The following is a 25,721-nucleotide window of genomic DNA, read 5'->3' as shown; positions in this document are numbered from 1 at the left end:
CGCTGGCGCTCTTGCAGCGATTATGTCAGTGAACGCCTGTTCACGCAATTCATCGCTTTTGAGCAAATAAGGGTTGCACCCTACGCTAAATGTAAGTAAATTCAGCGTACACATGTTCGCTAAACGAAACAGTTCAGCAGCATGCCGTTTTTTTTATGTAGGTACTTTATGTCGACGTCTCAATCTGCGAAGCCAAAGATCATCTGGCTGAACACCCTCGTTTTCACCATTACGTTCCTGGTCGCCGCTATTGGCGTACCCTGGTATGGTTTAACCCACGGTTTTTCCTTTGGCTTATGGTTGGCTTTAATCGGCACCATTGGTTTTGCCGGAATCTCCATCACTGCTGGCTATCACCGGCTTTGGGCTCACCGCACTTATGATGCGCATTGGTCCTTGCGTGTACTCTTTGCATTAGGCGGAGCCTTAGCAGTGCAGAACAGCGCCTTGCACTGGTCCTCGGATCATCGTGAACATCACAAGCATGTGGATGACAACGACAAAGACCCGTACTCAGCGAAACGCGGCTTCTGGTATTCACATATCGGTTGGATGCTGCGCGAGTACCAGGCGTCACGCTATCACGACTACAACAACGTCAAAGACCTGCAAAAAGATGGCGTGGTGATGTGGCAACACCGTCACTACCTGACGCTGACCTTATTGACCACGATCGGCTGGCCAGTTGCGATTGGCCTGATGCTGGGTGATGTTTGGGGTGCGGTTATTCTGGTAGGCTTTGCGCGACTGGTGATTAATCACCACACCACATTCTTTATTAACTCGCTTGCGCATATCTGGGGCAAGCAGACCTATACGGACAGAAATACTGCGCGCGACAACGGCTTTCTCGCGTTTCTGACCTTTGGCGAAGGGTACCATAACTACCACCACATCTTCTCCGCGGACTATCGCAATGGTATCCGTTGGTGGCAGTTTGATCCGACCAAATGGCTGATTCGCGGGTGCTCCTGGCTGGGCCTCACGCGCAACCTAAAACGTACTCATGGCTATCAGGTGGAGAAAGCTAAACTGGAAATGCAGTTTAAGAAACTCACCGCCAAAGCGCCGATAAGCTGCGAGACAACGATGCAGAAACTCCATGATGAGTACGATGCATTACTGTTGCGCTTACGTGAGTACTATCAAGCGCGCAAACAGCTGCTTGACAGCAAGACCAAAGCGCTGGCTGAGCATATGCCAACGCTCGAAGAGATGCACGAAAAGGTAGCAGAATTACGCAACGCTTTTTTGCAACATAAGCGTCAATTCAAGATGTTACTGCAGCAGCCACAAATAAATTAACCGCATTTCCTTGATACCACCACCCGGAATCGCTCAGCGACAGTACGGGTGATGGTAGCGCTACCGGTTTTTAGCCTGGTCCTGTGGACAGTATGTTCGGCTCTACTCTGTTTCAGGTACTTCTTTAGCTAAAGTTATTTCTTCGCTTTTGCGAACGCGTCAGCAAAGGCTGAGCCCATCGCTGAGTTACCAAGCGATGGCGGGCCTTTCGCGGTCGGCTTCTTGCCAGCAGGTGCTGACTTGGGCTTGCCGGAACCCTTGGTGCTGGCTGCAGCGGCAGGCTTCGCCCCGTCCCTGGCGGTCACTTCGTCATTGAGCTTCATCGACAAACTGATGCGTTTGCGTTGTACGTCAACGTCCATGACCTTCACTTTGACAATATCACCCGCTTTCACGACTTCACGGGGGTCGCTGACGAAATTGTCGGACAGGGCACTGACATGCACCAGACCGTCCTGGTGCACACCAATATCTACAAAAGCACCAAAGGCGGCAACGTTGGAAACAACCCCTTCAAGCGTCATGCCGGGTCGCAGGTCTTGCAGTGTATCCACGCCTTCTTTGAAGCTGGCAGTTTTAAACTCAGGACGCGGATCACGGCCGGGCTTATCGAGTTCACGGATGATGTCGCGAACCGTAGGCAGACCGAAAGTGTCATCGGTGTACGCATTGGCATCCAGGCTCTTCAGGAAGTTACTGTCGCCAATAAGTTCCGCCACCTGTTTGTCGTGATCGGCCGCCATGCGCTCGACCAGAGGATAGGCTTCCGGGTGGACGGCAGAGCGATCCAGCGGCTGACTGCCATCCATCACCCGCAAGAAGCCTGCGGCCTGTTCGAACGACTTAGGGCCCATGCGACTGACGTCCAGTAAGCTCTTGCGATGCTCGAATCGACCATTGGCGTCACGATGCGCGACCATGTTTTGCGCCAGTGTTTTATTGAGACCAGCAACGCGCGCCAGGAGTGCCACGGACGCGGTATTTACATCCACACCCACCGCGTTAACACAATCCTCAACCACGGCATCGAGACTTTGCGCCAGCTGAGCCTGACTCACGTCATGCTGGTATTGGCCTACACCGATAGATTTAGGTTCAATCTTCACTAGCTCAGCCAGTGGGTCTTGCAAGCGCCGTGCGATAGAGACTGCACCGCGTAAGGACACGTCTAAATCGGGAAATTCCTGCGCGGCAAGTTCCGATGCTGAATACACTGATGCGCCGGCTTCATTTACTATGACTTTGCTGGCCTTAAGATCTGCATCCGCTTTAAGTAAGTCACCCACCAGTTTATCGGTTTCGCGGGAGTGGGTGCCGTTACCAATGGCAATGAGTTCAACTTTATGCTGTTTGCACATGCCCGCGATGGTGCGCATGGCTTTATCTACCTGATTCTGCGGCTGGAACGGGAATACGGTATTAGTGCCGAGGACCTTGCCGGTACTATCCACTACTGCCACTTTAATTCCCGTACGCACGCCTGGATCCAGGCCCATGGTCGTTTTCGCACCGGCCGGCGCTGCCATCAGGAGATCTTTCAGGTTGTTGGCGAAGATTTTTATCGCGTCAGCTTCGGCACGTTCGCGTACGGTGCCAAACAGCTCGGTTTCCATATGCAGCAGTAATTTAATTCGCCAGGTCCACTGAATGGTTTGCTGTAGCCAGGCGTCTGCAGCCCGGTCCGCAGGGGTAAACTGAATATGACCAGCGATGATCTGTTCGCCATAGCTGCGTGCTTTCGGGTCTTCCTGTTGCGGGTCGGCGTTCAGTTTGAGCTGCAGCATGCCCTCATTACGGCCCCGGAATAAAGCGAGGGCTCGATGCGAAGGGATTTTCTTCAGTGCTTCGCTGAAGGAAAAGTAATCACGGTATTTACTCCCTTCCTGCTCTTTACCGGTGGCAACAACACTGGAAATCTCGGCGTTATTCCATAAATAATCACGTACTTTCTTTAATAATGCTGCATCTTCGGCGAACTTCTCCATTAAGATAAAGCGCGCGCCTTCCAGAACTGCTTTGCTATCCGCAAAGCCCGCATCCTGATTAATGTAGCCGCTGGCAAGTTGCTCTGGATCTTGAGCCGGGTTCTCTAACAGGCTTAGCGCGAGCGGCTCCAGGCCTGCTTCAATAGCGATTTGACCTTTGGTCCGGCGCTTCGGTTTATAGGGCAGATATAAATCTTCCAGTTCGGTTTTCGACTGGGTGGCGCGGATCTGCTGTTCCAGTTGCGGTGTGAGCTTTTCCTGATCGCGGATACTGGCCAGAATCACTTCACGACGATCATTCAGCTCACGCAGGTAAGTTAACCGCTGCGCCAGATTGCGTAACTGAGTGTCATCAAGACCGCCGGTGGCTTCTTTTCGGTAACGAGCGATAAAGGGGACGGTGGCGCCATCATCGAGAAGCGCGATAGCAGCTTGAACCTGCTGCGAACTGACTGCTAACTCGTTCGCGATTTGCTGGGGAATCGAGCTCATGTATTCTCTCTTGTTAGTGAATGCCTGAAAAGTTGCGCGCCAGTATAACAGTCATTGCGCAGCAGGCGCGACCTCGTCGTGATGATTTGTGCAGGGTAGAGCTGACCTAGCAAGCGTCGGGTTTCGTGCGTTGGTAATGAATCGCAGTGATAAACCACTCGTGGGTGCCGGTAGGCGTGGTGACCCGCACCTCGTCGTCAAGCTGTTTACCGATCGCGGCGCGGGCCATAGGCGCATCAATAGAGATGACTGTCTTATCGTCGTAGATCTCATCGGGACCAACAATGGTAAATTGTTTTTCGACACCATCGTCATTTTCAATGGTCACGGTGGCGCCAAAAAATACTTTTCCTTCTTGAGAGGGCGCATAATCGACAATCTTGAGGGCTTCCAGGCGCTTACGCAAAAAGCGGATACGGCGGTCGATTTGTCGCAGTTTTTGTTTATTATATTTGTAGTCTGCGTTTTCTGAGCGATCTCCTAAGCTCGCAGCCCAGGTCACTTTTTCGGTGGTCTCGCGGCGCTCGACCCGCCACAAGTGGTCAAGCTCATGCTGGAGTTTATAGTAGCCGTTGCGGGTAATCAGATTCGTGCGTGCCATGTCGTGTATACCATCATGCGATAAGGGTTCGGTAACGGTTGAGGACTAGCCGCGGATAATAGCACTTAGCTGCGGGCATGCCCAACTGATGAGCGCTGGCACGGGTGCGATGGTAAGGTTTTGATAAGGGGGTTTTATGACAAGCTGGCAACAGGCAGAACGATTTCTGGCGCGCACGCACGAGGTTCAGAATCAACCTCCGGCGCTCGAGAACTATAATTTATTTGCGCAAGATACTGCCCTGCAAGAGGCACTCAAGCGCGAAGGTGCGAGTTGGGCCCGGGACTCGGTTGCTGCGTTTGGTGAACTTGCTGGCCAGGCTCAGACCATCCGCCTCGGATTTTTGGCAAATGCCTATCGGCCGCAGTTTGAGCCGCAGGACCGCTTCGGTCACCGCACCGATTTGGTCGAGTATCACGACGCTTATCATCAGCTGATGGCGTTGGCCACGAAGCACGGCTTGCATGCTTCGCCCTGGGCAGAGCCCGGGCCAGGAGCGCATGTTGCCCGTGCCTGCAGGTATTATCTGCACACCCAGGTCGAGGCTGCGCATGGCTGCCCGATCACCATGACCTTTGCTGCAGTTCCGGCTTTGCAACACCAGCCGGATTTGGCGGCTTATTGGCTGCCGAAGATTTTAAAAAACAGCTACGATCCGCGCAATGTCCCTGATGGCGAGAAGCAGGCGGTGACCATTGGCATGGCAATGACCGAAAAGCAGGGCGGCTCTGATGTCAGAGCCAATACTACCTATGCTTATCCCGTTGGCAAAGAGGGGCCGGGCCAAGCCTATGAGCTGGTGGGCCATAAGTGGTTTGTTTCGGCACCGATGTGCGATGCCTTCCTGGTGTTGGCGCAAACAAAAGCCGGATTAAGTTGCTTCCTGCTGCCACGCTGGCGGCCTGACGGCAGCAAGAACCCCCTACAGATCCAGCGCCTCAAAGACAAAATGGGTAATGTCGCGAACGCCTCCAGTGAAGCTGAACTGCGCGGTGCGCTGGCGTGGATGGTGGGGGATGAGGGACGCGGTGTGCGCACCATCATTGAGATGGTTGCTATGACGCGCTACGACTGCATGATTGGCTCTTCGGCGGGAATGCGGCAGGCCACAGTGCAAGCTGTTCATCATTGTCATCACCGGGCAGCATTTGGTGCCCAACTTATCGACCAGCCATTAATGCAGAATGTGCTGGCGGATCTGGCGCTGGAGAGCGAAGCAGCGATGACCCTGACGATGCGCATGGCTCGGGCCATGGATCATCAACACGACGAACATGAACGCGCCTTTGCCCGTATTGCCGTGGCCGTTGGTAAGTACTGGATCTGCAAGCGCACTCCAGAACATGCCTATGAAGCCATGGAAGTCATCGGCGGCAGTGGGGTGATGGAGAATTGCATCATGCCACGGCTGTATCGTGAGGCACCTATCAATGCTATATGGGAGGGCAGTGGCAATGTTCAGTGTTTGGATGTGTTGCGGGCCGTGGCAAAACAGCCGGACTCTTTTGCTGCCTTTTTAAAGGAGCTCAATCGCGCCAAAGGCAGCCACGCCAACCTTGATGCGGCTATTGCAGCGCTGCCCGAGCGCCTGAAAACGGCGCAGCAGCAGCCTTTCTATGCCAGACAACTGGTGGAGTTGATGGCGCGGGCGCTACAAGGCGCTTTGTTGCAACAGCATGCGCCCAATGCAGTCGCCGATGCGTTCTGTAGCTCGCGTTTAGGCGTAACAGAGCACATGGGGTATGGTAGGTTAACTGACCCTACTGCAGCCAGGCAGATCCTGTCGCGCGCCTGGCCTGCTTAATGACAACCTGAGGGACAAGGAGAGAATGACGATGACGATCTATCAGATGCTGGCGCGTAATGCGCGCAAGTTTCCAGCGTGCCTGGCGGTCACCGATGACCAGCAGGAACTCAACTGGCAGGAGCTTGCCAGACAGGTAGAGCGCACCGCGGCCTGGTTACGGCAGGAACAGGGGGTCCAAGCGGGCGATCGGGTCGCGCTGGTTTTACCTAATAGTATCGCTTTTATCGTCGGTTTTTTTGCCATCCAGCGGTTAGACGCTATTGCCGTGCCTATCAATGTGCGCCTTACCACTCCAGAGCTGGAGTATATTCTTGGCGATGCTGAAGCAAAGTTAGTACTCACTTGCTCAATGACGGACAGTGCGCTCAAACCATTGATTGAGCAAGGCCTGGCCGGTCTCTGGCTGGACGATTTCTCAGTGATGGCTGGCGTTTCTGTCGGAGAGTTAGATGTGCCGCTGGCGGAGTCTGACCGCCCGGCCCTTTTACTTTATACATCGGGTACCACCGGGCGGCCGAAAGGCGTCCTGTTCCAGCACACCGCAATTCATGCCGTAGCCACCATGATTGCCCTGGAAATGGCGATGACGCCGCACAGTAAGTTGCTGCACTTAATGCCATTTACGCACTCCGCGCCGCTGAATTTATTTCTCATGGCCGGCACCCTGGTCGGCGCAGCTCATGTGGTCGCACCTACTTTCACACCGGACCTGTTATTAAGTCTGGTGCCCAAACATCAGGTGACCCACTTTTTTGGTGCGCCCGTGGCTTACCTACTGACGGCTCAGCAGCCGACAGTAGAAACCGCCGATCTTAGCAGTGTCAGTCATTGGATTTACGGCGGTGCAGCGATGTCCACTGAGCAAACACAGCTGGTACAAAAGGCTTTTGGTTCAGATCAGTTTTATTGTGTTTACGGACTTACCGAAGCCGGCCCGTCGGGCACGCTCTTATTGCCCCATGAACATGCAACCAAAGCGGGGTCCGTCGGTCAGCGCGCAGCTTTTAACACCGAAGTACGATTACGCACGGAAACGGGGCAGGAACCCGCGACTGGCGAGCCGGGTGAGGTCGAGATCAGCGGCGAGGGCATGATGCAGTGTTACTGGAATAATCCGGACGCCACCACTGCGGCCTTCACCGCAGATGGTTGGCTGAAAACCGGCGATGTTGCTATCCGTGATGAGGACGGTTTCTATTGGATTAAGGACCGTAAAAAAGACATTATCATCAGCGGTGGGGTCAACCTTTACCCACGCGAGATAGAGGATGCTCTGGCGGCGCATCCGGCTGTCATCGAAGCTGCCGTTATCGGCGTGCCACATAAGGAATGGGGAGAGACGGTGAAGGCGTTTGTGATTTTGCGGCAGCCGCTGGCAGCTCCGCAGCAGGAACTGAGCGAGTTTCTGCAAGAACGGTTGGCAGATTATAAGTTGCCGCGACTCTATGAGGTCATGGATGAGTTGCCGCGCAACGCCAACGGTAAGGTCCTAAAACATCAGCTGGGCTAGGGCAGAACACATTTGGATACAAAAAGCGGCTGCGGCTAGTTCCCGCTGCGTTGGCAAACCGCCAAGCTTCTTTTATAGTTGCACTACTGACATAGCCATAGGACATCGCAGGCATGGGGCAAGAGACTTTTAAAATATTAGTCGTGGATGACGATGCACGATTGCGGAGCTTGCTGGAGCGGTACCTCACTGAGCAAGGATTTTACGTGCGCTCCGCAGCGGAAAGTGAGCAAATGGACCGCTTGCTGGAACGTGAAAACTTTCATCTGATGGTGCTGGATCTGATGCTTCCCGGTGAAGATGGTTTATCCATCTGTAAACGATTGCGTCAGGCAAGCAACGACATCCCTATTGTCATGCTGACCGCAAAAGGCGACGAGGTCGACCGCATCATCGGTCTTGAGCTTGGTGCCGACGATTATTTAGCTAAACCTTTTAACCCCCGCGAGTTGCTTGCCCGCGTGCGCGCCGTGCTGAGGCGCCGAGGCAAGTCAATCCCGGGTGCACCGTCAGCGGATGATGAAGAAATTAAATTTGGTGATTTCCGACTGAATCTGGGCACCCGGGAAATGTACCGCGGTGCTGAGCCAATGCCGCTGACCAGTGGCGAATTTGCCGTTCTGAAGGCTTTGGTCACTCACCCCCGCCAGCCGATGTCGCGTGATAAATTAATGAATCAGGCTCGCGGGCGCGACTACAGCGCGTTGGAGCGCAGTATTGATGTTCAGGTTTCACGCTTGCGGCGCATGCTGGAAGTGGACCCAGCTAACCCGCGCTACATACAAACCGTATGGGGACTCGGGTACGTATTCGTGCCGGATGGCAGTAAAAAAGCCAGTTGATGCGTATCCTTCCGCGTTCCGCGTTTGCCCGCACGGTCGCCCTGATCGCGCTATTGCTATTCATTAATCAGGTAGTGTCTTACGTCATGGTTGGCCTGTATGTAGTGAAGCCAACCATGCAACAGATCAGCTCGGTGGTATCGAAACAGGTGCAGGGCATTATTGTGCTTGACCAGTGGTTGAGTACTCATGAGATGTCAGCGTTTGAAAAACGCAATCTGGCCGAGCGTTATACCCAAGCCGTGGGTATCGATGGTTTCACCGAAAAAGAAGCTTTGGCGAACGGCTTACAGCAGGCCACGATCTACAATTTCCTCTCTGAGCAAATGAGCCAACAACTTGCGGCAAATACCGAAGTTCGTATTTCGCAGGACGATGTCTACTTCGTCTGGATTCAAACCGAATCCCTTGAAGGATACTGGCTGCGGGTGGAGCTGGAAACCTTTGATGAAGCCCGGTTCTCTCCCTTGCTGTTTTATCTCATCCTGATTGGCGCCTTAAGTATTTTAGGCGGCATGCTGTTTACCAATTGGCAGAATAAGCCCCTTAAGTCACTGGAAGCGGCCGCGCTCAAGGTTGGTCGCGGAGATTATCCGGAGGCCTTGCCCGAACGTGGTTCTACTGAAGTCATTGCGGTGACCAAGGCATTTAACCAAATGGCGCAGGGGGTACGGCAATTGGAGCAGGATAGAGTATTGCTGATGGCTGGGGTCTCGCATGATTTACGCACCCCGCTAACCCGCATACGTTTGGCGACCGAAATGATGCCGCCGAGTGAAGATGCATTGGCCGAGGGTATTATTGGTGACATTGACGATATGAATGCCATTATCGATCAGTTCATTGATTATGTGCGCGTGGATACCCAGGCTGACAGTGACTGCGAAAATCTTAACTACCTCATTGAGGACGTCGTTGGTCATGTGCCGGAGAGCTGGCAAAGCACTATCGAGGTGCATTACGGCGAAATCCCGAAAATCCCGATGCGGGCCGTTTCCATTAAGCGGGTACTGCTAAATCTGATAGAAAATGCCGAGCGTTATGGAGGCCGTCGGATCAGTATTGAAACCGGCTATCATGCCGCCCGGGAAAGCGTCTGGGTTACCGTCAGTGATGACGGCGAGGGCATTCCGGCAAGTCAGGTCGAGCACGTACTGCAACCCTTCACTCAGGGAGACAAAGCTCGCGCAGCGAAAGGCTCAGGATTGGGACTAGCGATCGTGAAACGTATTATCGAGCGGCATAACGGGCGTATATCATTCGGGCGGAGCCAGAAACTTGGCGGTCTGGCAGTTCGCATTGAGCTACCAGCCGCGAAATCCGACGAATTATTCGCGAACCCGGTTTAAACCGTTCAATGCTGCCACCCGATAGGCTTCGGCCATGGTTGGATAGTTGAACGTGGTGCGGACGAAATACTCAATGGTATTGCCGCCATTCTTCTGTTCCATAATGGCCTGACCAATGTGAATGATCTCTGCAGCACGTTCACCAAAGCAGTGAATCCCAAGAACTTCTTTGGTTTCTCTATGAAATAGTAACTTCAGACTACCTACCGCCATATTGGAGATCTGCGCCCGGGCTAAGTGTTTAAATTGCGCGCGACCGACTTCGTAAGGTACCTTCTGCTCGGTCAGTTCTTCTTCAGTTTTACCGACCGAACTAATCTCAGGGATGGTGTAAATTCCGGTCGGTATGTCGCTAATCAAACGTTCTGCGCAATCACCGGGAAGCATTGCGGTGGCGGCAATTCGTCCCTGGTCATACGCCGCTGACGCCAGTGATGGGTAACCCGTGATATCGCCGACGGCATAAATGTTTTCCACCTCAGTCTGGTACTGGTTAGAAACATCGAGCTGTCCCCGAGAGTTTGGTTTTAACCCCACTGCTTCGACGTTAAGCTCTTCGATATTACCGGAGCGGCCGTTAGCGTACAGCAGACAATCTGCATCAAGACGTTTACCTGACTTGGTAAACAATGTGACGCCATCTTCATGCCCTTCAATTCTCTCGTATTCTTCATTGTGGCGGATCACTACGCCGTTGTTACGCAGATGGTAGCTTAACGCATCGGAAATCTCGGCATCGAGGAACGACAACAGGCGGTCGCGGGTATTGATTAAGTCGACCTTGACGCCCAGGCCACGGAAGATGCTGGCGTACTCACTACCCACCACACCGGCACCATAAATAATGATGCTGCGTGGCTCATATTTAAGTGACAACACGGTGTCGGAGTCGTAAATGCGTTCGTGCTTAAAGTCTACATCAGGCGGATGGTAGGGACGTGAGCCAGTGGCGATAACTATCTGTTTTGCACCGATGTATTCAAGGGTTCCGTCCGGCTGAGTAACTTTAATGGTATTGGCGTCTTCAAAAGTAGCGACGCCGTGCAGCACCGTTACCCCGTTGCGTTGGTAAAATCCACTACGCATTTGCACTTGTTTTGAAATAACACCCTGCGCGTGACGGAGAATGTCAGCAAAGGATAACCCGCGCTGAATGTTTTCACCGGAGAAAAGCGGGTTGCTATTGAATTCAATTAAACGGCTGACAGAGTGTCGTAATGCCTTTGATGGGATCGTGCCCCAATGGGTACAACCGCCCCCAAGCGATTCGTGTTTTTCGATGAGCGCGACGCTGCGACCGTTTTTCACCAGTTGCATGGCTGCACCTTCACCACCGGGGCCACTGCCGATGACTACGGCGTCATATTGTGCTGTGGTTTCGCTCATGAAAAGCTCCTCTTTGTTGTACCGCTAGTTACAAGCCGTTATAGTAACCGAAACAGCAGTTCGGAAGCCAGTAACCCAGGCTTATTCTGGATATCAGTTTCACCGATTGCGATGGCAACTCTGGTTGGCAGAAAAAATATGGCGCGAAAACCTACCCCAGAAATTCTTCAACGACAAATTGTAGCGCGCAGTCGCCTGCTGCGCATTGAAGCCGTCGATTTACGCTTTAGCAATGGCGTCGAACGGCAATTTGAACGCATGCAAAGCAGTGGTCGCGGCGCAGTCATGATCGTGCCCTTCGTCGACGCTGATACCCTAATGTTAGTCCGTGAGTACGCCGCTGGCCTGCACAATTATCAGCTCGGCTTTCCCAAGGGGTTGATCGATCCGGGAGAGACACCGGAACAGGCGGCCAACCGCGAACTTAAAGAAGAAATTGGCTTTGGTGCGCAGCAACTCATTCCGCTAAAAAGTGTCACTATGGCACCGCAGTTCTTTTCCGCTACCATGCATATTTTTATCGCCCGAGACCTTTATCCTGAGCAGCTGGAGGGCGATGAGCCGGAACCGCTGGAGCGGGTACCCTGGCTGCTGAGTAAGGCACAAGCGCTGCTGGACCAGGAGGACTTCACCGAAGCGCGGAGTATCGCGGCTTTACTGATGACCCTAAGGAAACTTGAGCGTGACTCCAACTAAGCAACTACAACAGTGGCTGGAAGGCGCTGCCGATGTAGCGCTGCAGGCGGGCGATTTAATCATGGAGCTCTACGAAGAGCAGGCCTATGCCACTTATGAAAAGTCTGATAGCTCGCCAGTCACTAGTGCTGATCTGGCGGCACACAAGTTCATCACCGATCAACTTAAAACCTTAACGCCCGACATTCCGGTGCTCTCTGAAGAGGGCGCGCATCTGTCGTTGGCTGAGCGCCAGGCGTGGCAACGTTACTGGCTGATTGACCCGATTGATGGTACACAGGAATTTATTGCCCGTAGCGGCGACTTTACCGTCGTCATTGCCCTGGTTGAACAACACCAGCCTACGCTGGGAGTGATATACTGGCCTGCCGGGGACAAGCTCTATCTGGCGCAAAAAGATCGCGGTGCATTTCGGCGGGACATTAACGGCGAACAGCGCCTTCGCGTGCATAAATTTAGCAATCCGGAACAGGATCCCTTAAGGTTGGCCATCAGCCGCCGGCAGCCACGCGAGCGGGTATTACAGCGGATGAATCCAGACCGTGAGATAAGTACCGTACCTGCAGGCAGTTGTTCACTTAAAGCATGCTTAATTGCCGAGGGGCAGGCGGATTGCTTTTTACGGGTTGGACCTACCGGAGAATGGGATACTGCTGCGGCCGATGTCATCGTCGGTGAAGCCGGAGGCAGTATTGTAAGCGAGCACTTTAAGCCTATCACCTACAATAAAGAAGCTGATTTAGGCAATCCAAATTTTGTTATTCTGGGAGATGAAGCGGTGAACTGGCGCAATGTGTTTATTCGCCATCAAACTCATCCCGAGGCATGATATTGACAGTTTCATGTAATTCCGACCAAACCAGAATGGCATCGCCGCGCTCTAACTGAGCACGCACATCTGCGACTTTTTCCGTGAGTGTCTTCTCTTGCTCACCGTAGTCTGTACCTTCTCGTAAGACGAAAGCTTCAATTACGCTATCGAGCAATTCTGGATCCAGCTGTTGCCATGGAATTTGCATACTCTTGTGTTACTCCTGTGCTTCAGCGTGTTGTAAGGCTTCTTCGGCACTCATCCAGGCTTCTTCGGCTTCTTGCAGCAACTGTTGCGCTTGTGTCTGCTGCTGCAATAACTGCTGCAACTGCTGTTTATTGGCGTCTTCATAAAGACTGTTGTCGCCCAGTAAGGTGTTGAGCTCGGCCAGGTCGTTCTCGTGTTTATGAACCTGTTTTTCGTAACGCTCAACGGCGTCTTTAAACGGCTTCAGGCGCTTGCGTCGCTCGGCCGCATCACGTTTCTCCGCTTTGCGATCGGCTTTGCCAGAGCTTGCGGATGAAGTGTTGTCGCTGGGCCGCTGCCGATCCTGTAACCAGCGGTGATAACCGTCGAGGTCGTCATTAAACAAACTCACCTGACCATCAGCAACGAGGAAGAAATCATCCACACAAGTACGTAACAGGTGCCGATCGTGCGAGACAATCACCATTGCCCCTTCAAAATCCTGCAGGGCATACACCAATGCTTCCCGCATGACGCTATCCAGGTGGTTGGTCGGCTCATCGAGTAGCAGTAAGTTAGGTTTCTGGTAAACGATAAGCGCTAATACCAGGCGAGCTTTTTCACCACCTGACATGGGAGCCACCAGCCGCGTTGCCTGATCGCCGGTAAAGCCAAAGCCACCCAGGAAATCACGCAATTGCTGCTCACTTGCCTGCGGATCCAGTCGTTGTACGTGTTGTAACGCACTGGCTTTAAGATCGAGCGTTTCCAGCTGGTGCTGGGCAAAATAGCCGAGTTTAATGCCAGAGTTCAGCGCGACAGTACCGCTTTGCGGCGCAAGCTCGCCAGCAAGTAATTTGACCAGCGTTGACTTACCGGCGCCGTTACGTCCGAGCAGACCGATGCGACTGCCCGGCACCAGGTCAAACTTGATGGAGCGTAAAATCACCGTATCGCCGTAGCCGGCCTGGACATTTTCCAGCGTCAGCAGCGGGTTAGGTAGCTGCATGGGTTTGCGAAAACGAAACTGAAATTGACTGTTGGCAACAATGGGAGCGCTGGACTGTAAGCGCTCTAAGGCCTTGATGCGGCTTTGTGCTTGTTTGGCCTTACTGGCTTTGTAACGAAAACGGTCAATGTAGGTCTGTAGATGTTTACGTTGGGCCTGTTCCTTTTCAAACTGCGCTTGTTGCTGGGCGATCTGCTCAGCCTGCTGGCGCTCGAAACTGCTGTAATTACCGGTGTAGGACGTCGCGGTTTGTTGTTCGATATGAATGATCTGCTGACAAATCGCATCGAGGCAATCACGATCGTGTGAAATTAGTAGTAAAGTCCCCGGAAAGCGCTGTAGCCAGTCCTCAAGCCAAAATATGGCGTCGACATCAAGGTGGTTCGTCGGTTCATCCAGCAGTAACAGGTCAGCTCGAGCAATCAATGCCTGTGCCAGGTTCAGGCGCATCCGCCAGCCGCCGGAAAAAGCTTTGACCGGCTGCTGAAATTGCGCATCGGTAAAGCCTAGCCCCGAGAGTAAAGATGCGGCCCGGGAAGGAGCCTCGTACGCACCGATGGCGGCAAGCTGATCATGCAAACGACCGATGGCATGGCCATCATTGGCCTGCTCAGCCATACTAAGCTGATCTTCCAGTTGGCGCAGCTCCGTATCACCATCAAGCACATAGTCGAGGGCAGTACGATCCAGGGCGGGCGTTTCCTGCTTGACACTGGCAATGCGCCATTGCGATGGCACGTCACATTCACCTTGCTCCACTTGCAGTTCGCCCCGCAGCAACGCAAACAGTGATGATTTGCCCGTGCCGTTTCGTCCGACGATACCGACGTGGTGGCCGGGAAAGATAGCGAGATCGGTGTTTTCGAGCAGTACGTTACCGCCGCGCATGAGCGCCATGCCACGGATTGAAATCATGACTAACCTTGTGCTTGGTGTTGGTGAATGAATCTGCGACAATTATACCTGAAGCGAAACGAGGTGAATATGGCACGTACACGTAAACGTTTTATTGCTGGGGCTGAATGTCCCGCTTGTCAGGCCAGCGATACCCTGATGTTACTCATAACTGAGACAGTCAGCGGCGAGCCTGACGAGCAGGTTGAGTGTGTGTCCTGCCACCACCGCTTCACAGAACAGGATAAGAAGCCTCAGCAAGAACCCGCCACAGCGAGCGCCAAAGCAGTAAAAGACGACAATGTGATCGGCATTTTTAAACCCGAATAATAACTACAGAAGGGATAAGCTATGCAAGCACAGACGACATTAGTATTTACTGGTTTATGGATTATTTTGGTCACCTGGCTGATCCAGTGGGCCGTCGCCGCTGCGGTCAAAGCCAAACAAGCCGATGCCGTTCCCGGCAAAATTCCACAGGGCTTAAGTCATGACTCTTTGGTGTTCAGATGCCACCGCACCTTTATGAACTCGCTGGAGAACGTGCCAATGTTTGTGGCGACGGTGTTTCTGGCTTTGTTTTTAGGCTTGCAAAGTGAATGGTTTGGCTACTGGGTTGTGGTGTTTGCCGTGGCGCGCATCTTACACATGATTTTGTACTACGCCATTGCGACAGAGAAGAACCCAAGTCCGCGCAGCTGGTTTTTTGCGCTCGGTGCAGTTGCCAATATTGCAATCTTGGTGCAGTGCGCAATGCAACTCTGGTCAATGTACTAGGCTGACCAGTGGAACTCGCGCTGCTGGAACTGGCTTACGCGCTTGCTGTCGGCTTGATTATCGGGCTCGAGCGCGGCTGGAGTCAGCGCGGTCGCGCCGAAGGCCAGCGTTTCGCTGGCTTACGCACCTTTGCCGTTGCTAGCTTGTTTGGTGGGGTTGTCACCTTATTAAGCCAACATCTGGCAGCGCCGCCAGCTTATCTTATCTGGCTGATCAGTTTCGGCTGTTTTTCTCTGCTTGTCATCATCGCGCACCTACTTGAAGTGCGTCGCGACCATGACGTCGGCATTACCACTCCGACCACGCTCCTATTGACCTTCTGCTTAGGCGCTATGTGCCTTGTTGGCCAGGTCGAAATAGCGGTGCCCGTCGCGATAGTGGTGGCATTACTGCTTGGCCTGAAGCCCGTGTTGCATGGCTGGGTTGAGGCATTACAGCAGCGTGAGCTACTGGCAATATTGCAAATGCTGGTGATTAGCGTCGTGGTATTGCCGTTGTTGCCCAATACCGGCTATGGTCCCGGCGACGTCATCAATCCCTACCTGGTGGGTTGGATGGTGGTATTGATTACCGGCATCTCCTTCGTGGGCTATTTTTCGGTAAAACTATTGGGGCAGGCGCGCGGATTACTGGTCACCGGATTATTTGGCGGCATAGCTTCATCGACCGCGGTGACGTTGAGTATGGCGCATTTAGGACGCCAGCAAAGCCGTTCCCATGGCTTTCTGGTTGCGGTCATTTTGCTGGCGGCAGGCACCATGTTTCCGCGAATGTTGATCGAGGTCGCTATCGTCAATCGCGAACTCTTACCCAGAGTTGCGGCGCCTTTACTCAGCATGACCCTGGTGCCCCTGATCGGTGTGCTCTGGCTGCTTTGGCGTCGCGGCAGAAATGGTCATCATCCCAGGGTTAAGCTGAAGAATCCCTTTGATATCATCACCGCAGTTAAGTTTGCAGGCCTGTTGGTCATCGTGTTGCTGCTTGCCCACTATGCTCATCAGTATTTTGATGCCTCCGGTGTGTACGCTGTGGCGGCCGTGTCCGGCCTGACAGACGTCGATGCAATCACCTTATCGATGGCAAAAATGGCAGGCGCGAGCGGGAATTACAGCCTGGAGCTGGACGTTGCCGCCCGCGCCATTATCATTGCCGCCAGTGTCAATACGCTGGTCAAAGCTGCCTTAGTCGTAATGCTGGGCCATCGCTCAATGTGGCTTATCACAGTCTGTGTGAGTGTGCTGGCAGTACTTGCCGGCTGGCTGACCCTCCTCATATTGGGTTAGCGGAGCTCGGGTGGCTGGAGGCTTAAGCTAAAATCGCCTAAACTAAAGCAACTTAATGAAAGTAGTTATTTGTCAGCAACGTTCAGGGAGTGGTCACCTATGACGCAGCAGTATCCTATTGGAACTCCGGGTAAGCCTTGGGGCGACGAAGAGAAACAAGCATGGTTCGAGCAACAGAGTAAGCAGCGCGATTACAAGGACAATGTCATTCGTCGTATCGATCACTTGCGGGAGCAGTTCGACGTTGAGACTTATGGTGAGCTGAACTATGACGGCCGCAGCTTTCCGTTATACGTTGTGCGCAGTCAAAACTGGCGCGTTGACCGCCCCACAGTGCTGGTTACGGGCGGTGTGCATGGCTATGAGACCAGCGGTGTGCATGGCGCCTTATACTTTCTGGAAACGGAAGCGGTGAACCACCTAGCACGTTTCAATATTTTGGTGGCGCCCTGTGTGAGTCCCTGGGGTTACGAGACGATAAACCGCTGGAATCCAGCTGCGGTGGACCCGAATCGCTCTTTCGTTACCGACAGCCCGGCTCAGGAAGCAGCGCTGCTCATGCAGTATCTGGAAGTGCATGAAATAGCACCAAGTGTTCATGTCGATTTACATGAGACCACGGATACGGATAATTCCGAATTTCGTCCGGCTCTGGCCGCGCGCAATGGCACGACCAACGACAACTGGAATATACCTGACGGCTTTTATCTGGTGGCGGATAGCTCACGCGAGGAGCCAGAGTTCCAGCGCGCTATTATCGAAACGATAAAACCAGTAACGCATATTGCGCCGCCTGACGAAAGTGGTTGCCTGATTGGTGCTCCTATGGTGCAGGAAGGTGTCATTGAATACGACGCTAAAGAGCTGGGGCTGTGCATGGGCATGACCAACGCGCGGTTTGTGACCACTACTGAAGTTTATCCGGATAGTGCAAATACCAATCCGGTTGAATGTGTTGATGCTCAGGTAGCGGCAGTGCGCGGTGCGCTTGAGCATGCAGCAGGCAAGTGCTAAGTGGTTAACTTCTCTGCAGGTAAATCGGGTCACGCTCCAGCGAGAGTGTTGACACCTGCGTGTGATGCGGTGCGCGAATGGGTTGAGCGAGTGGTTGTCGGGCTAAATTTTTGCCCGTTTGCGCACCGGGAAGTTGAGCGTCAGACCATTGTTTATCAGGACTGCGCGGCTACTGAGCTGGGCGCGGCATTGCAGGCCTTTGCGGATGCCGCCAGCCAGCTGCTCGCAAACGATCAGAAAGAGACGACCTTACTGGTCTTGAGCGACGGCTTTGACGACTTTCATGATTATCTTGAACTGTTAGATTATGCCGATGTTTATCTGCGCGAAGCTGATCTTGAAGGGATCTTACAGGTTGCCAGTTTTCATCCCCGCTACCAGTTTGCTGGCAGTGCCCCTGATGCAGCTGCGAACTACACTAATCGGGCACCTTATCCGGTGCTGCATTTACTCCGCGAAGCAAGCCTGGAGCGGGTACTAAAGCGTTATCCAAACCCTGATCTGATTCCGGAAAATAACTGCGCTGAAGCCGAACGTCGTGGCGTTGGTTTTTTCGAAGCCGTGCTCAGTGCCTGCAAGAGCCGCGCGAATAACGAGGCTTAAGCATCGCGGGGCAAGCCTTTCTCGACTGCCCGGGTCAGTCGTAACACCTGTTTGCTGGCGGTAGCACTTTTGTTGCGCTGCCGCTGTAACGCCCAGTCAATGTGTTCATCCACCATAGCATTCACCGCCCCGCGCTGTGCTTCCAAAGCCGCAATAATGGCGGGATCGTGCGGCGCGTTGCCTAAGGCTACGGCTAAATTTCGCTGCCAGGAAGCAAACCCGATGCGGCGTATCGGCGAGCCTTCGGTAGTTTTTAAGAAGGTGGCTTCGTCCCAGCTCCATAAGGTGAGTAGTTCAGGAGCGTGCAAATCTTTGCGCGGTGCGAAATCACCCTCGTCAGTGATTTGCGAATAACGATTCCAGGGGCAGACCAACTGGCAGTCGTCACAGCCGTAGATGCGGTTGCCAATTAAGGGGCGGAATTCCTCAGGGATCGCTGATTTGAGTTCGATCGTCAAATAAGAAATGCAGCGGCGCGCATCCAGTTTGTAAGGTTCTACGATCGCTTGCGTCGGGCAAATGGTAATGCAGGCTTTACAGCTGCCACATTTTTCTTCCACGGGCTCGTCCACCGGCAGCGGCAAGTTAATCAGTAACTCCCCTAAGAAAAACCAGGAGCCGCCCTGTTCGTCAAGCACGAGCGTGTGTTTCCCGGTCCAGCCTAACCCAGCCTTCACCGCCAGTGGACGTTCCATAATGGGCGCTGAGTCAACGAAAGGCCGGTAATCAAGCTCGGCACAAGCCGCTTTAATTTTTTCGCCCAATTGTTTGAGGCGTTTGCGCATTAACTTGTGGTAGTCACGACCTAAAGCGTAGCGACTGATATAACCTAGTTTGGGATTCTTCAGCGTCTTTGCAAAGCCAGCTTCGGCGGGCAGGTAATTCATGCGCACTGAGATCGCCCGCACACTGCCTTGGTGAAGTTGGTCCGGCCGGGTACGTAAATCAGCGTGGCGCTCCATGTAATCCATCTCGCCATGCATACCGTCTGCTAACCAACGCTGCAGTGCTTCACGTTCTGCACTCAGGTCCAGATCGGTAATGCCAACCTTTTGGAAGCCAAGTTCTTGACCCCATTGTTTAATATCTGCAGCAAGTTGGTGGAAATCCATAAAATTCGTCTTATGCTTAGGTGCAAGTGGTTAAAATAACAAAAATCCCATGGAGATGCATTGATGCCGGTAAGTGTACAGCAACTAGTTTATCGTACGGAGCAGGTTCGGGAACGCGAACTTGAAGCCGCTGAGTCACTTTCGGTCTCTGCCGAGCAGTTAATGCAACGGGCCGCGAAGAGCTGCCTCGCCGCGCTGGAGCGACAGTATCCAGCTCCGGCACGGGTGATGATTTTATGTGGTCCTGGCAACAATGGTGGTGATGGTTGGGTGCTGGCGCGATTGGCACGAACCCACGGCTATCGCGTGCAGGTAGTGGCGGCTCAGCCTAAAAGCGATCTCGCTAAACAGGCCGCTGCAGCCTGGGAAGATGAGCAGGGGACGGTGGAGCCACTAGAGAAGTTGGATCGAACCCACATCGCTGAATACGATGTCATTGTCGACGCCATGCTGGGGACAGGGCTGAGCCGGGATCTGGACGCATCCTACTGTCGAGCGGTCGAGACCTTAAACGACGCGAAAAACTTTCATAAACTTTGGGTCCTCAGTATCGATTGCCCAACCGGCTTGCAAAGTGACCGGGGCGTGGCGATTCCGGTAGCGGTGGAAGCCGATTACACGGTGACCATGGTGGCGCTGAAACCGGGACTGCTGACTGCTCAGGCGGCCCATTATGTCGGCCGCCTGGAACTCGCTGAACTGGGAATTGCCGCAGCCTTTCAGCATTTAGAGCAGCCCTTTGCAACCTTAGTAGAGCAGGATGATGTCGCACGTCATTTACCCCCTCGCAGTCGTACTAGCCACAAAGGGCGCCACGGCCATGTGGTCATTGTTGGTGGTGCGCCGGGCATGTCCGGAGCTGTGGTTCTGGCCGGGCGCGCGGCGTTGCGAGCAGGTGCCGGCAAAGTTTCAGTACTCACTCACCCTGAGAGTCATGCATTGATCGCCTCGGCCCAACCGGAGCTCATGGTTTCAAGTACCGAGGCAGCTTCGAAAACCGATGTTGTGAAATTTCTCGAGCGTGCCGATGCAGTTGTTCTTGGCCCTGGGCTTGATCAGCAGGACTGGGGCGCGCGACTTTGTCAGTGGGTTTTAGGTACCGAGGTGCCTGTGCTTTTGGATGCCGATGGTCTCAATGTGGTCGCGCAACACCGCGCATGGGCAAGCCGCTCAGCGCCCTTGTGGATCACTCCCCATCCGGGCGAAGCCGCGCGGCTATTGGACACGACCAGCGATGCCATTGAACAAGACCGCTGGCAAGCCGTCAGACGTCTGGCACAAGAGCTGAATGCCTTTGCGCTGCTTAAAGGCGCTGGAACGCTTATTGTCGGGCCCGAGTCCGAAACGATACGAATCTGTACTCGCGGCTCCCCGGCACTGGCAGTGGGTGGTTCCGGTGATGTTTTAAGTGGCATCGCCGGCAGTCTGATTGCACAGGGGCTCGCTGCAGAAGCCATTTTACCCTGTGCCGCCTGGTTGCATGGACGGGCCGGTGAACAGGCTGCAATTGCGGGGGAACGTGGTACACTACCGAGCGATTTAATGGAGCCTTTGCGGAAGTTAGTGAATCCATGATTGAAAAAAACTTTTTCCTCGCTGATGAAGCGGAGATGCTGGCACTGGCCCGGCGACTTGCGAATGTGGTAAGTGAGAGTGCAACGACCCCGGAACAGGCACTTACCTTCTATTTGTTCGGTGAGCTTGGGGCCGGTAAAACGACCTTTAGTCGAGGGTTTATCCAGGCCTTGGGGCATCAGGGGAACGTCAAAAGCCCGACCTACACGTTAGTGGAAAGCTATGAACTGGACCCTTGGCAGATTCATCACTTTGACTTATATCGACTGGCCGACCCTGAAGAACTTGAATTTATGGGCATTCGTGATTACCTTGACACTAATACAATAATTTTGGCGGAGTGGCCCCAGCGTGGAGCAGGGGTACTACCAGAGCCGGATATGACTATTGTCATCGAGTACGCGGATACGTCGCGGTCGTTGACGTTTGGTGCGCTAACAACAAGAGGTCGGGAACTCCTCGATAAACTCTGATGCAACGCTTAATCGCTGTCCTGTTTTCACTGATGTTAGTGGGTTTTGCTGTACCTGTGACAGCAAAAAACACAATTGACAACATTCGCATGTGGCCGTCCCCCGACCGCACGCGTGTGGTCTTTGACATGGGTGAAGAGCCAGCGTACAGCTACTTCCAACTCAATCAGTCTCACCCTTACCGGCTGGTTGTGGATTTCACCCAAACGGATCTTAAGTTTAACCTCGACCGCTTCGAGTCGAACTCACTGCTGGTCAAGACGATCCGCACCAGTACCCCGCAGAATGCCAACAGTACTCGGCTGGTCATCGAATTAAATAAGCTGATTGAGCCGGTGATTCAGTCACTGGGGCCGCAGGGTGGGTATGGACATCGGCTGGTGATTGATCTTCCGGGCCAATCGTTAAAGCGCGATAGCGCAGCTCTAAGTGCGGAAGATCTGCAGGAGCGCAAAGTCACGGTGGCGATTGACGCTGGACATGGTGGCGAGGATCCTGGTTCGATTGGGCCGCGTGGAACTTATGAAAAAGACGTGGTGCTGAAAATTGCGCGTGCCCTGGCGAGCATGATTAACTCTGATCCGGGCATGCAGGCGTACCTGATCCGCTCCGATGATTACTATGTTGATTTGAATGAGCGACCGCGCAAAGCTGAACGTATCAATGCCGATCTGTTTGTTTCTATTCACGCCGATGCCTTTGTGACACCGCAACCTCGTGGCGCCTCAATCTGGATCCTGTCCAATCGCCGCGCAACCAGCGAAATGGGTCGCTTGCTGGAAAACAAAGAACGCTTGTCGGACGTTCTCGCCGGAGTAGAACCTGCTGCCAACGAACAGGAATTTCTCAACGAAACTCTGGTTTCAATGAAAATGGACCATGCCATGCTTAGTGGTTATGAAGCGGCAACACAGGTGCTGAGTGAATTAGGGCGCATTACCAAAATGCATAAAAAAGATCCGCAGCACGCCAGTCTGGCGGTATTAACGTCCACCGCCATGCCGTCCATGTTGGTAGAGACGGGATTCATTTCAAACCCGACAGAAGAACAGTTGTTAGCGAGTAATCAACATCAACAAAAGTTAGCGCGAGCCATTTATCAAGGCGTACGTGGTTATTTCATGCGGCGCCCACCGGACGGTACGCTGTTTGCGAAAAATCGTGCCAGTCGCCATGTGGTGCGCTCCGGCGAGTCGTTATCTATTCTGGCGCAGCGCTACAACACATCGGTGAGAGCGATAAAATCGCACAATAACCTGGACAGCTCTGTCATCCGCATTGGCCAGGTTCTAGAAATCCCAAGTCCGGAATAACCATTCTCATGCCCATCCGCCTGTTACCTATTAGTCTGGCAAACCAGATCGCTGCCGGTGAAGTCATTGAGCGACCCTCATCGGTGGTGAAGGAGCTGGTCGAGAACAGCCTTGATGCTGGCGCGTTGCAATTGGTGGTCGATATCGAAAAAGGTGGTCGGCGGCGTATTCGTATCCGCGACGACGGTGCGGGCGTCAGCAAAGACGAGCTGCCGCTGGCCCTGGCGCGGCACGCGACCAGTAAAATAGCATCTTTGCACGATCTGGAAGCCATCCAGAGCTTAGGCTTTCGCGGCGAAGCTCTGGCAAGTATCAGTTCGGTCTCGCGTTTAACTCTGACGTCAAAACCTGCCGCGCAGCAACAGGCCTGGCGGGCTTGGGTTGAAGGCCGGGACATGCAGGCCGAGTTGGCACCGGCCAGCCACCCCGACGGCACCACCGTGGATGTAGAAGATTTGTTTTTCAATACGCCGGCGCGGCGTAAGTTTCTGCGTACCGACAAGACCGAATTTAATCACATCGACGAACTCCTTAAGCGTATCGCGTTGAGCCGGTTCGATGTGCGCTTGACACTGAATCACAACCAGAAAAGCGTACGTAATTATCCGGCGGTCAGCCCCGCACAACGTATTGATCGCGTGGCACGAGTTATGGGAACTGCTTTTACTGATCATGCGGTTGCGCTGACCGTGGAAGCGATGGGATTGAAATTATGGGGCTGGGTAGCACCGCCGCACGCCTGTCGCCATCAAGCTGACGGTCAATATTTCTATGTGAATGGCCGGATGATGCGCGACCGCATGCTCAACCATGCCATACGCCAGGCTTTTGGCGATCGGCTGGACGATGAGCGTGTGCCAACCTATGTGCTCTACCTTGAGCTGCCACCGACAGAAGTGGATGTGAATGTGCATCCCGCCAAACACGAGGTGCGCTTCCAACAGGCCCGTGAAGTCCATGACTTTATTCTGCAGAGTGTCCGCGAGGCCTTGCAGGCCGGCGCTGAGGCAACAGCTCGCGAGATGCCGTCGCATAGCTATCAGGCGGCGAACGAGAGTTTGCAGCAACAAGTTGCAGAACTGCAACCACGCAATCGTCTGCCACTGCCAGGCGTAATGGGCCAGCAGCCGGGCGCACCGGCGGTCCCGACAGCGTCAGCGCCCAGACCATCGGTGCCGGCAACTGCGGCGATCCAGACTGCAGGCGTTGAGTCAGCTATAGTGCTCAGTATCGTCGATGAACGCATGGCCTTGTTTATTCAAGATGACGAGCTCAGGCTGCTGCACTTGCAAGCGGTCGAGCAGGCTTATGTCATGCAGCAGTTACAGCGGCAGTACCAAACTGGATTGGCCGGACAGCCGCTGTTGATACCAGTGAAGCTGACCGAGCAGGACTGCCTCGCGCGGATACGTGAAATTGATGAAGAGCGCCTGGCGCGGCTGGGCGTGATGGTGCGCACCGAAGGCCGCGCGGTGGTGGTGAAGCAAGTGCCAGCAGCTTTGCGGCATACAGATATTACGGCGAGTTTAGCCAAACTTAGTCAGACTCTGGTTGACCATGCTGAATTGCCGCAATCGTTTTGGTGTTGGTTGGCGCAACAGCAACTGACCACCCGTTATAACAAGGTCCAGGGTGAGCACTGGCTCGGTATCTGGCAGGAGCATTTGCATGCTGATCCGTCGTATTGTGTTAACGTCCAACTGCCTGCATTGCCGGAGCGACTGCGATGAGTGAGCCTTTTGTAATTTGTTTGTACGGACCAACGGCTGCAGGTAAAACTGGGCTAGCTATTGAGTTAAGCCAGCGTTTAGATGCCGACATTGTCTCGGTCGACTCAGCATTGATTTACCGTGGTATGGATATAGGTACTGCCAAGCCGACGGCGGCAGAGCTGGCGCAGGCCCCGCATCGACTTATTGATATCTGTGATCCAGCGGAGCGCTATTCGGCAGCACAGTTTGCCCTTGACGCACGGCGCGAGATTGAAGCCATTATCGCGGCCGGACGCACCCCCTTGCTGGTGGGTGGAACTATGATGTATTTCAAAACGCTGTTAGAAGGTATGTCCGAATTACCTGAGGCGGATCCTGACGTGCGTGCGGAATTAACAGAAAGGCTGGCGCAAGAGGGCAGTCAGAGCTTGCACGAAGAGCTCAGGCAGGTCGACCCCATCAGCGCGGCACGGATTCATCCGAATGATCCACAACGCCTGATTCGTGCACTCGAAGTTTACCGGTTATCCGGTAAATCCCTGACAGCCTTGAGCCAGACCCGTACCGGAGCGTTGCCTTATCCAGTTGTGCAAATTGCTGTGGCGCCGGCCGATCGAAAAGTTCTGCATGAACGTATCGAGATGAGATTCAGACAGATGTTACAAGAAGGCTTCGTTGATGAGGTCAAGCAGCTACGGCAACGTCATGACTTGCATCTCGACTTGCCAGCACTGCGCTGTGTCGGTTACCGACAGGTCTGGCAATACCTGGATGGCGAGTACGATGAGGCGACCATGATCGATAAGGGTATTTTCGCGACCCGGCAGCTGGCCAAACGGCAGTTGACCTGGTTGCGGAAATGGCCAGGCGTAAAATGGTTTGACAGCCTGGCCGGGGACTTGCCTGAGAAGGTTGTCAGCTATTGCCAGCAAGAGCCTGAAAACTTTACTCGGTTCAAACCTTGAAAGAAGTCAAATTGGCCTTAT

At 53.7% G+C, this 25,721-nt stretch carries 23 protein-coding genes and 1 pseudogene; 18 read left to right on the top strand and 6 right to left on the bottom strand.

The genetic code is table 11. From position 1 onward, the window contains the following. Positions 1 to 168 precede the first annotated feature (168 nt). Complete coding sequence (locus tag J6J34_RS02470) at positions 169 to 1,305, top strand: fatty acid desaturase (RefSeq protein ID WP_301719313.1); 1,137 nt, start codon at positions 169 to 171, stop codon at positions 1,303 to 1,305. Positions 1,306 to 1,439: 134 nt separating this feature from the next. Here J6J34_RS02470 and J6J34_RS02465 read toward each other — a convergent pair whose 3' ends face one another. Together J6J34_RS02465 and greB are read right to left on the bottom strand one after the other, a co-directional pair. Further along, complete coding sequence (locus J6J34_RS02465) at positions 1,440 to 3,782, bottom strand: Tex family protein (RefSeq protein WP_301835495.1); 2,343 nt, start codon at positions 3,780 to 3,782, stop codon at positions 1,440 to 1,442. A 106-nt stretch (positions 3,783 to 3,888) separates the two neighbouring features. After that, on the bottom strand, positions 3,889 to 4,383 hold the full coding sequence (gene greB / locus J6J34_RS02460; protein ID WP_301719315.1) for a transcription elongation factor GreB: 495 nt from the start codon (positions 4,381 to 4,383) through the stop codon (positions 3,889 to 3,891). Positions 4,384 to 4,519: 136 nt separating this feature from the next. On the opposite strand from greB, the gene J6J34_RS02455 reads away from it, so the two are divergent. The 4 genes from J6J34_RS02455 (at position 4,520) to envZ (ending at position 9,891) form a co-directional block, all read left to right on the top strand. Next, complete coding sequence (locus J6J34_RS02455; protein ID WP_301719317.1) at positions 4,520 to 6,187, top strand: isovaleryl-CoA dehydrogenase; 1,668 nt, start codon at positions 4,520 to 4,522, stop codon at positions 6,185 to 6,187. Positions 6,188 to 6,212: 25 nt separating this feature from the next. Further along, the gene (locus tag J6J34_RS02450) at positions 6,213 to 7,700 is read left to right on the top strand and encodes a class I adenylate-forming enzyme family protein (protein ID WP_301775044.1); all 1,488 of its coding nucleotides are present in this window, start codon (positions 6,213 to 6,215) and stop codon (positions 7,698 to 7,700) included. Between the two features lie 113 nt (positions 7,701 to 7,813). Then, positions 7,814 to 8,542 (top strand): osmolarity response regulator transcription factor OmpR, encoded by a 729-nt coding sequence (gene ompR, locus J6J34_RS02445; RefSeq protein ID WP_301719320.1) that lies wholly within the window; start codon positions 7,814 to 7,816, stop codon positions 8,540 to 8,542. After that, positions 8,542 to 9,891: a two-component system sensor histidine kinase EnvZ gene (gene envZ, locus J6J34_RS02440; protein WP_301775043.1), complete on the top strand. Its 1,350-nt coding sequence runs from the start codon at positions 8,542 to 8,544 to the stop codon at positions 9,889 to 9,891. The genes ompR and envZ overlap by 1 nt, the downstream gene beginning before the upstream one ends. Here envZ and sthA read toward each other — a convergent pair. Next, complete coding sequence (gene sthA / locus J6J34_RS02435) at positions 9,871 to 11,277, bottom strand: Si-specific NAD(P)(+) transhydrogenase (RefSeq protein WP_301719322.1); 1,407 nt, start codon at positions 11,275 to 11,277, stop codon at positions 9,871 to 9,873. The genes envZ and sthA overlap by 21 nt on opposite strands. Positions 11,278 to 11,415: 138 nt before the next feature. Between sthA and nudE the strand changes: the two genes are divergently transcribed. Together nudE and cysQ are read left to right on the top strand one after the other, a co-directional pair. After that, positions 11,416 to 11,973, top strand: a complete 558-nt coding sequence (nudE, locus tag J6J34_RS02430; RefSeq protein ID WP_301719323.1) for an ADP compounds hydrolase NudE — start codon at positions 11,416 to 11,418, stop codon at positions 11,971 to 11,973. Beyond that, positions 11,960 to 12,802, top strand: a complete 843-nt coding sequence (gene cysQ / locus J6J34_RS02425) for a 3'(2'),5'-bisphosphate nucleotidase CysQ (protein WP_301719324.1) — start codon at positions 11,960 to 11,962, stop codon at positions 12,800 to 12,802. Before nudE ends, cysQ begins: the two co-directional genes overlap by 14 nt. Here the strand turns inward: cysQ and J6J34_RS02420 are convergent. After that, entirely contained in the window at positions 12,771 to 12,992 is a 222-nt protein-coding gene (locus J6J34_RS02420; RefSeq protein ID WP_301719325.1) for a YheU family protein, read from the bottom strand. The genes cysQ and J6J34_RS02420 overlap by 32 nt on opposite strands. A 9-nt stretch (positions 12,993 to 13,001) precedes the next feature. Continuing rightward, on the bottom strand, positions 13,002 to 14,894 hold the full coding sequence (locus J6J34_RS02415; protein ID WP_301719326.1) for an ATP-binding cassette domain-containing protein: 1,893 nt from the start codon (positions 14,892 to 14,894) through the stop codon (positions 13,002 to 13,004). A gap of 69 nt (positions 14,895 to 14,963) precedes the next feature. Between J6J34_RS02415 and J6J34_RS02410 the strand changes: the two genes are divergently transcribed. The 5 genes from J6J34_RS02410 (at position 14,964) to J6J34_RS02390 (ending at position 18,550) form a co-directional block, all read left to right on the top strand. Beyond that, positions 14,964 to 15,203, top strand: a complete 240-nt coding sequence (locus tag J6J34_RS02410; protein WP_301719327.1) for a YheV family putative zinc ribbon protein — start codon at positions 14,964 to 14,966, stop codon at positions 15,201 to 15,203. Between the two features lie 21 nt (positions 15,204 to 15,224). Then, the gene (locus J6J34_RS02405) at positions 15,225 to 15,650 is read left to right on the top strand and encodes an MAPEG family protein (protein WP_301719328.1); all 426 of its coding nucleotides are present in this window, start codon (positions 15,225 to 15,227) and stop codon (positions 15,648 to 15,650) included. A gap of 8 nt (positions 15,651 to 15,658) precedes the next feature. Beyond that, on the top strand, positions 15,659 to 16,933 hold the full coding sequence (locus tag J6J34_RS02400) for an MgtC/SapB family protein (protein WP_301719329.1): 1,275 nt from the start codon (positions 15,659 to 15,661) through the stop codon (positions 16,931 to 16,933). Between the two features lie 99 nt (positions 16,934 to 17,032). Continuing rightward, a complete protein-coding gene (locus J6J34_RS02395) occupies positions 17,033 to 17,947 on the top strand; it encodes a M14 family metallopeptidase (protein ID WP_301719330.1) in 915 nt (304 codons plus the stop codon). 45 nt (positions 17,948 to 17,992) lie between these two features. Then, positions 17,993 to 18,550 carry a DUF1415 domain-containing protein gene (locus tag J6J34_RS02390; RefSeq protein ID WP_301719331.1) on the top strand — a complete coding sequence of 186 codons (558 nt, stop codon included), beginning with the start codon at positions 17,993 to 17,995 and terminating at the stop codon, positions 18,548 to 18,550. Here J6J34_RS02390 and queG read toward each other — a convergent pair. Next, entirely contained in the window at positions 18,547 to 19,662 is a 1,116-nt protein-coding gene (gene queG, locus J6J34_RS02385) for a tRNA epoxyqueuosine(34) reductase QueG (protein ID WP_301719332.1), read from the bottom strand. The genes J6J34_RS02390 and queG overlap by 4 nt on opposite strands. Before the next feature lie 63 nt (positions 19,663 to 19,725). Here queG and J6J34_RS02380 point away from each other — a divergent pair, with 63 nt between their 5' ends. The 6 genes and pseudogenes from J6J34_RS02380 to miaA all read left to right on the top strand — a co-directional run bounded on the left by J6J34_RS02380 (position 19,726) and on the right by miaA (position 25,700). After that, positions 19,726 to 21,237, top strand: a complete 1,512-nt coding sequence (locus J6J34_RS02380) for an NAD(P)H-hydrate dehydratase (protein ID WP_301898431.1) — start codon at positions 19,726 to 19,728, stop codon at positions 21,235 to 21,237. Then, positions 21,234 to 21,710, top strand: a complete 477-nt coding sequence (gene tsaE / locus J6J34_RS02375) for a tRNA (adenosine(37)-N6)-threonylcarbamoyltransferase complex ATPase subunit type 1 TsaE (protein WP_301775037.1) — start codon at positions 21,234 to 21,236, stop codon at positions 21,708 to 21,710. Before J6J34_RS02380 ends, tsaE begins: the two co-directional genes overlap by 4 nt. Further along, positions 21,710 to 23,023 (top strand): N-acetylmuramoyl-L-alanine amidase, encoded by a 1,314-nt coding sequence (locus tag J6J34_RS02370; protein WP_301775036.1) that lies wholly within the window; start codon positions 21,710 to 21,712, stop codon positions 23,021 to 23,023. Before tsaE ends, J6J34_RS02370 begins: the two co-directional genes overlap by 1 nt. A gap of 8 nt (positions 23,024 to 23,031) precedes the next feature. After that, positions 23,032 to 24,063, top strand: a pseudogene (gene mutL / locus J6J34_RS12500) (DNA mismatch repair endonuclease MutL); the annotation flags it as partial. Continuing rightward, the gene (locus tag J6J34_RS12495) at positions 24,046 to 24,753 is read left to right on the top strand and encodes a hypothetical protein (protein WP_418055278.1); all 708 of its coding nucleotides are present in this window, start codon (positions 24,046 to 24,048) and stop codon (positions 24,751 to 24,753) included. The pseudogene mutL and the gene J6J34_RS12495, both read left to right, overlap by 18 nt. Beyond that, positions 24,750 to 25,700 (top strand): tRNA (adenosine(37)-N6)-dimethylallyltransferase MiaA, encoded by a 951-nt coding sequence (gene miaA, locus J6J34_RS02360; protein ID WP_301898429.1) that lies wholly within the window; start codon positions 24,750 to 24,752, stop codon positions 25,698 to 25,700. The genes J6J34_RS12495 and miaA overlap by 4 nt, the downstream gene beginning before the upstream one ends. The last annotated feature ends 21 nt before the right edge of the window (positions 25,701 to 25,721 follow it).

The organism is Pseudidiomarina terrestris, assembly GCF_030466405.1.
Classification (GTDB): Bacteria; Pseudomonadota; Gammaproteobacteria; order Enterobacterales; family Alteromonadaceae; genus Pseudidiomarina; species Pseudidiomarina terrestris.
Note: the sequence above shows the minus strand (reverse complement) of the source record. Positions and strands in the feature narration are given on the sequence as shown.

Bases quoted from the DNA above. Each gene is read 5' to 3' on its own strand.
- J6J34_RS02470 (WP_301719313.1), top strand. From the start codon at position 169: ATGTCGACGTCTCAATCTGCGAAGCCAAAGATCATCTGGCTGAACACC.
- J6J34_RS02465 (WP_301835495.1), bottom strand. From the start codon at position 3,782: ATGAGCTCGATTCCCCAGCAAATCGCGAACGAGTTAGCAGTCAGTTCG.
- greB (WP_301719315.1), bottom strand. From the start codon at position 4,383: ATGGCACGCACGAATCTGATTACCCGCAACGGCTACTATAAACTCCAG.
- J6J34_RS02455 (WP_301719317.1), top strand. From the start codon at position 4,520: ATGACAAGCTGGCAACAGGCAGAACGATTTCTGGCGCGCACGCACGAG.
- J6J34_RS02450 (WP_301775044.1), top strand. From the start codon at position 6,213: ATGACGATGACGATCTATCAGATGCTGGCGCGTAATGCGCGCAAGTTT.
- ompR (WP_301719320.1), top strand. From the start codon at position 7,814: ATGGGGCAAGAGACTTTTAAAATATTAGTCGTGGATGACGATGCACGA.
- envZ (WP_301775043.1), top strand. From the start codon at position 8,542: ATGCGTATCCTTCCGCGTTCCGCGTTTGCCCGCACGGTCGCCCTGATC.
- sthA (WP_301719322.1), bottom strand. From the start codon at position 11,277: ATGAGCGAAACCACAGCACAATATGACGCCGTAGTCATCGGCAGTGGC.
- nudE (WP_301719323.1), top strand. From the start codon at position 11,416: ATGGCGCGAAAACCTACCCCAGAAATTCTTCAACGACAAATTGTAGCG.
- J6J34_RS02420 (WP_301719325.1), bottom strand. From the start codon at position 12,992: ATGCAAATTCCATGGCAACAGCTGGATCCAGAATTGCTCGATAGCGTA.
- J6J34_RS02415 (WP_301719326.1), bottom strand. From the start codon at position 14,894: ATGATTTCAATCCGTGGCATGGCGCTCATGCGCGGCGGTAACGTACTG.
- J6J34_RS02410 (WP_301719327.1), top strand. From the start codon at position 14,964: ATGGCACGTACACGTAAACGTTTTATTGCTGGGGCTGAATGTCCCGCT.
- J6J34_RS02405 (WP_301719328.1), top strand. From the start codon at position 15,225: ATGCAAGCACAGACGACATTAGTATTTACTGGTTTATGGATTATTTTG.
- J6J34_RS02395 (WP_301719330.1), top strand. From the start codon at position 17,033: ATGACGCAGCAGTATCCTATTGGAACTCCGGGTAAGCCTTGGGGCGAC.
- queG (WP_301719332.1), bottom strand. From the start codon at position 19,662: ATGGATTTCCACCAACTTGCTGCAGATATTAAACAATGGGGTCAAGAA.
- J6J34_RS02380 (WP_301898431.1), top strand. From the start codon at position 19,726: ATGCCGGTAAGTGTACAGCAACTAGTTTATCGTACGGAGCAGGTTCGG.
- tsaE (WP_301775037.1), top strand. From the start codon at position 21,234: ATGATTGAAAAAAACTTTTTCCTCGCTGATGAAGCGGAGATGCTGGCA.
- J6J34_RS02370 (WP_301775036.1), top strand. From the start codon at position 21,710: ATGCAACGCTTAATCGCTGTCCTGTTTTCACTGATGTTAGTGGGTTTT.
- J6J34_RS12495 (WP_418055278.1), top strand. From the start codon at position 24,046: ATGCCGTCGCATAGCTATCAGGCGGCGAACGAGAGTTTGCAGCAACAA.
- miaA (WP_301898429.1), top strand. From the start codon at position 24,750: ATGAGTGAGCCTTTTGTAATTTGTTTGTACGGACCAACGGCTGCAGGT.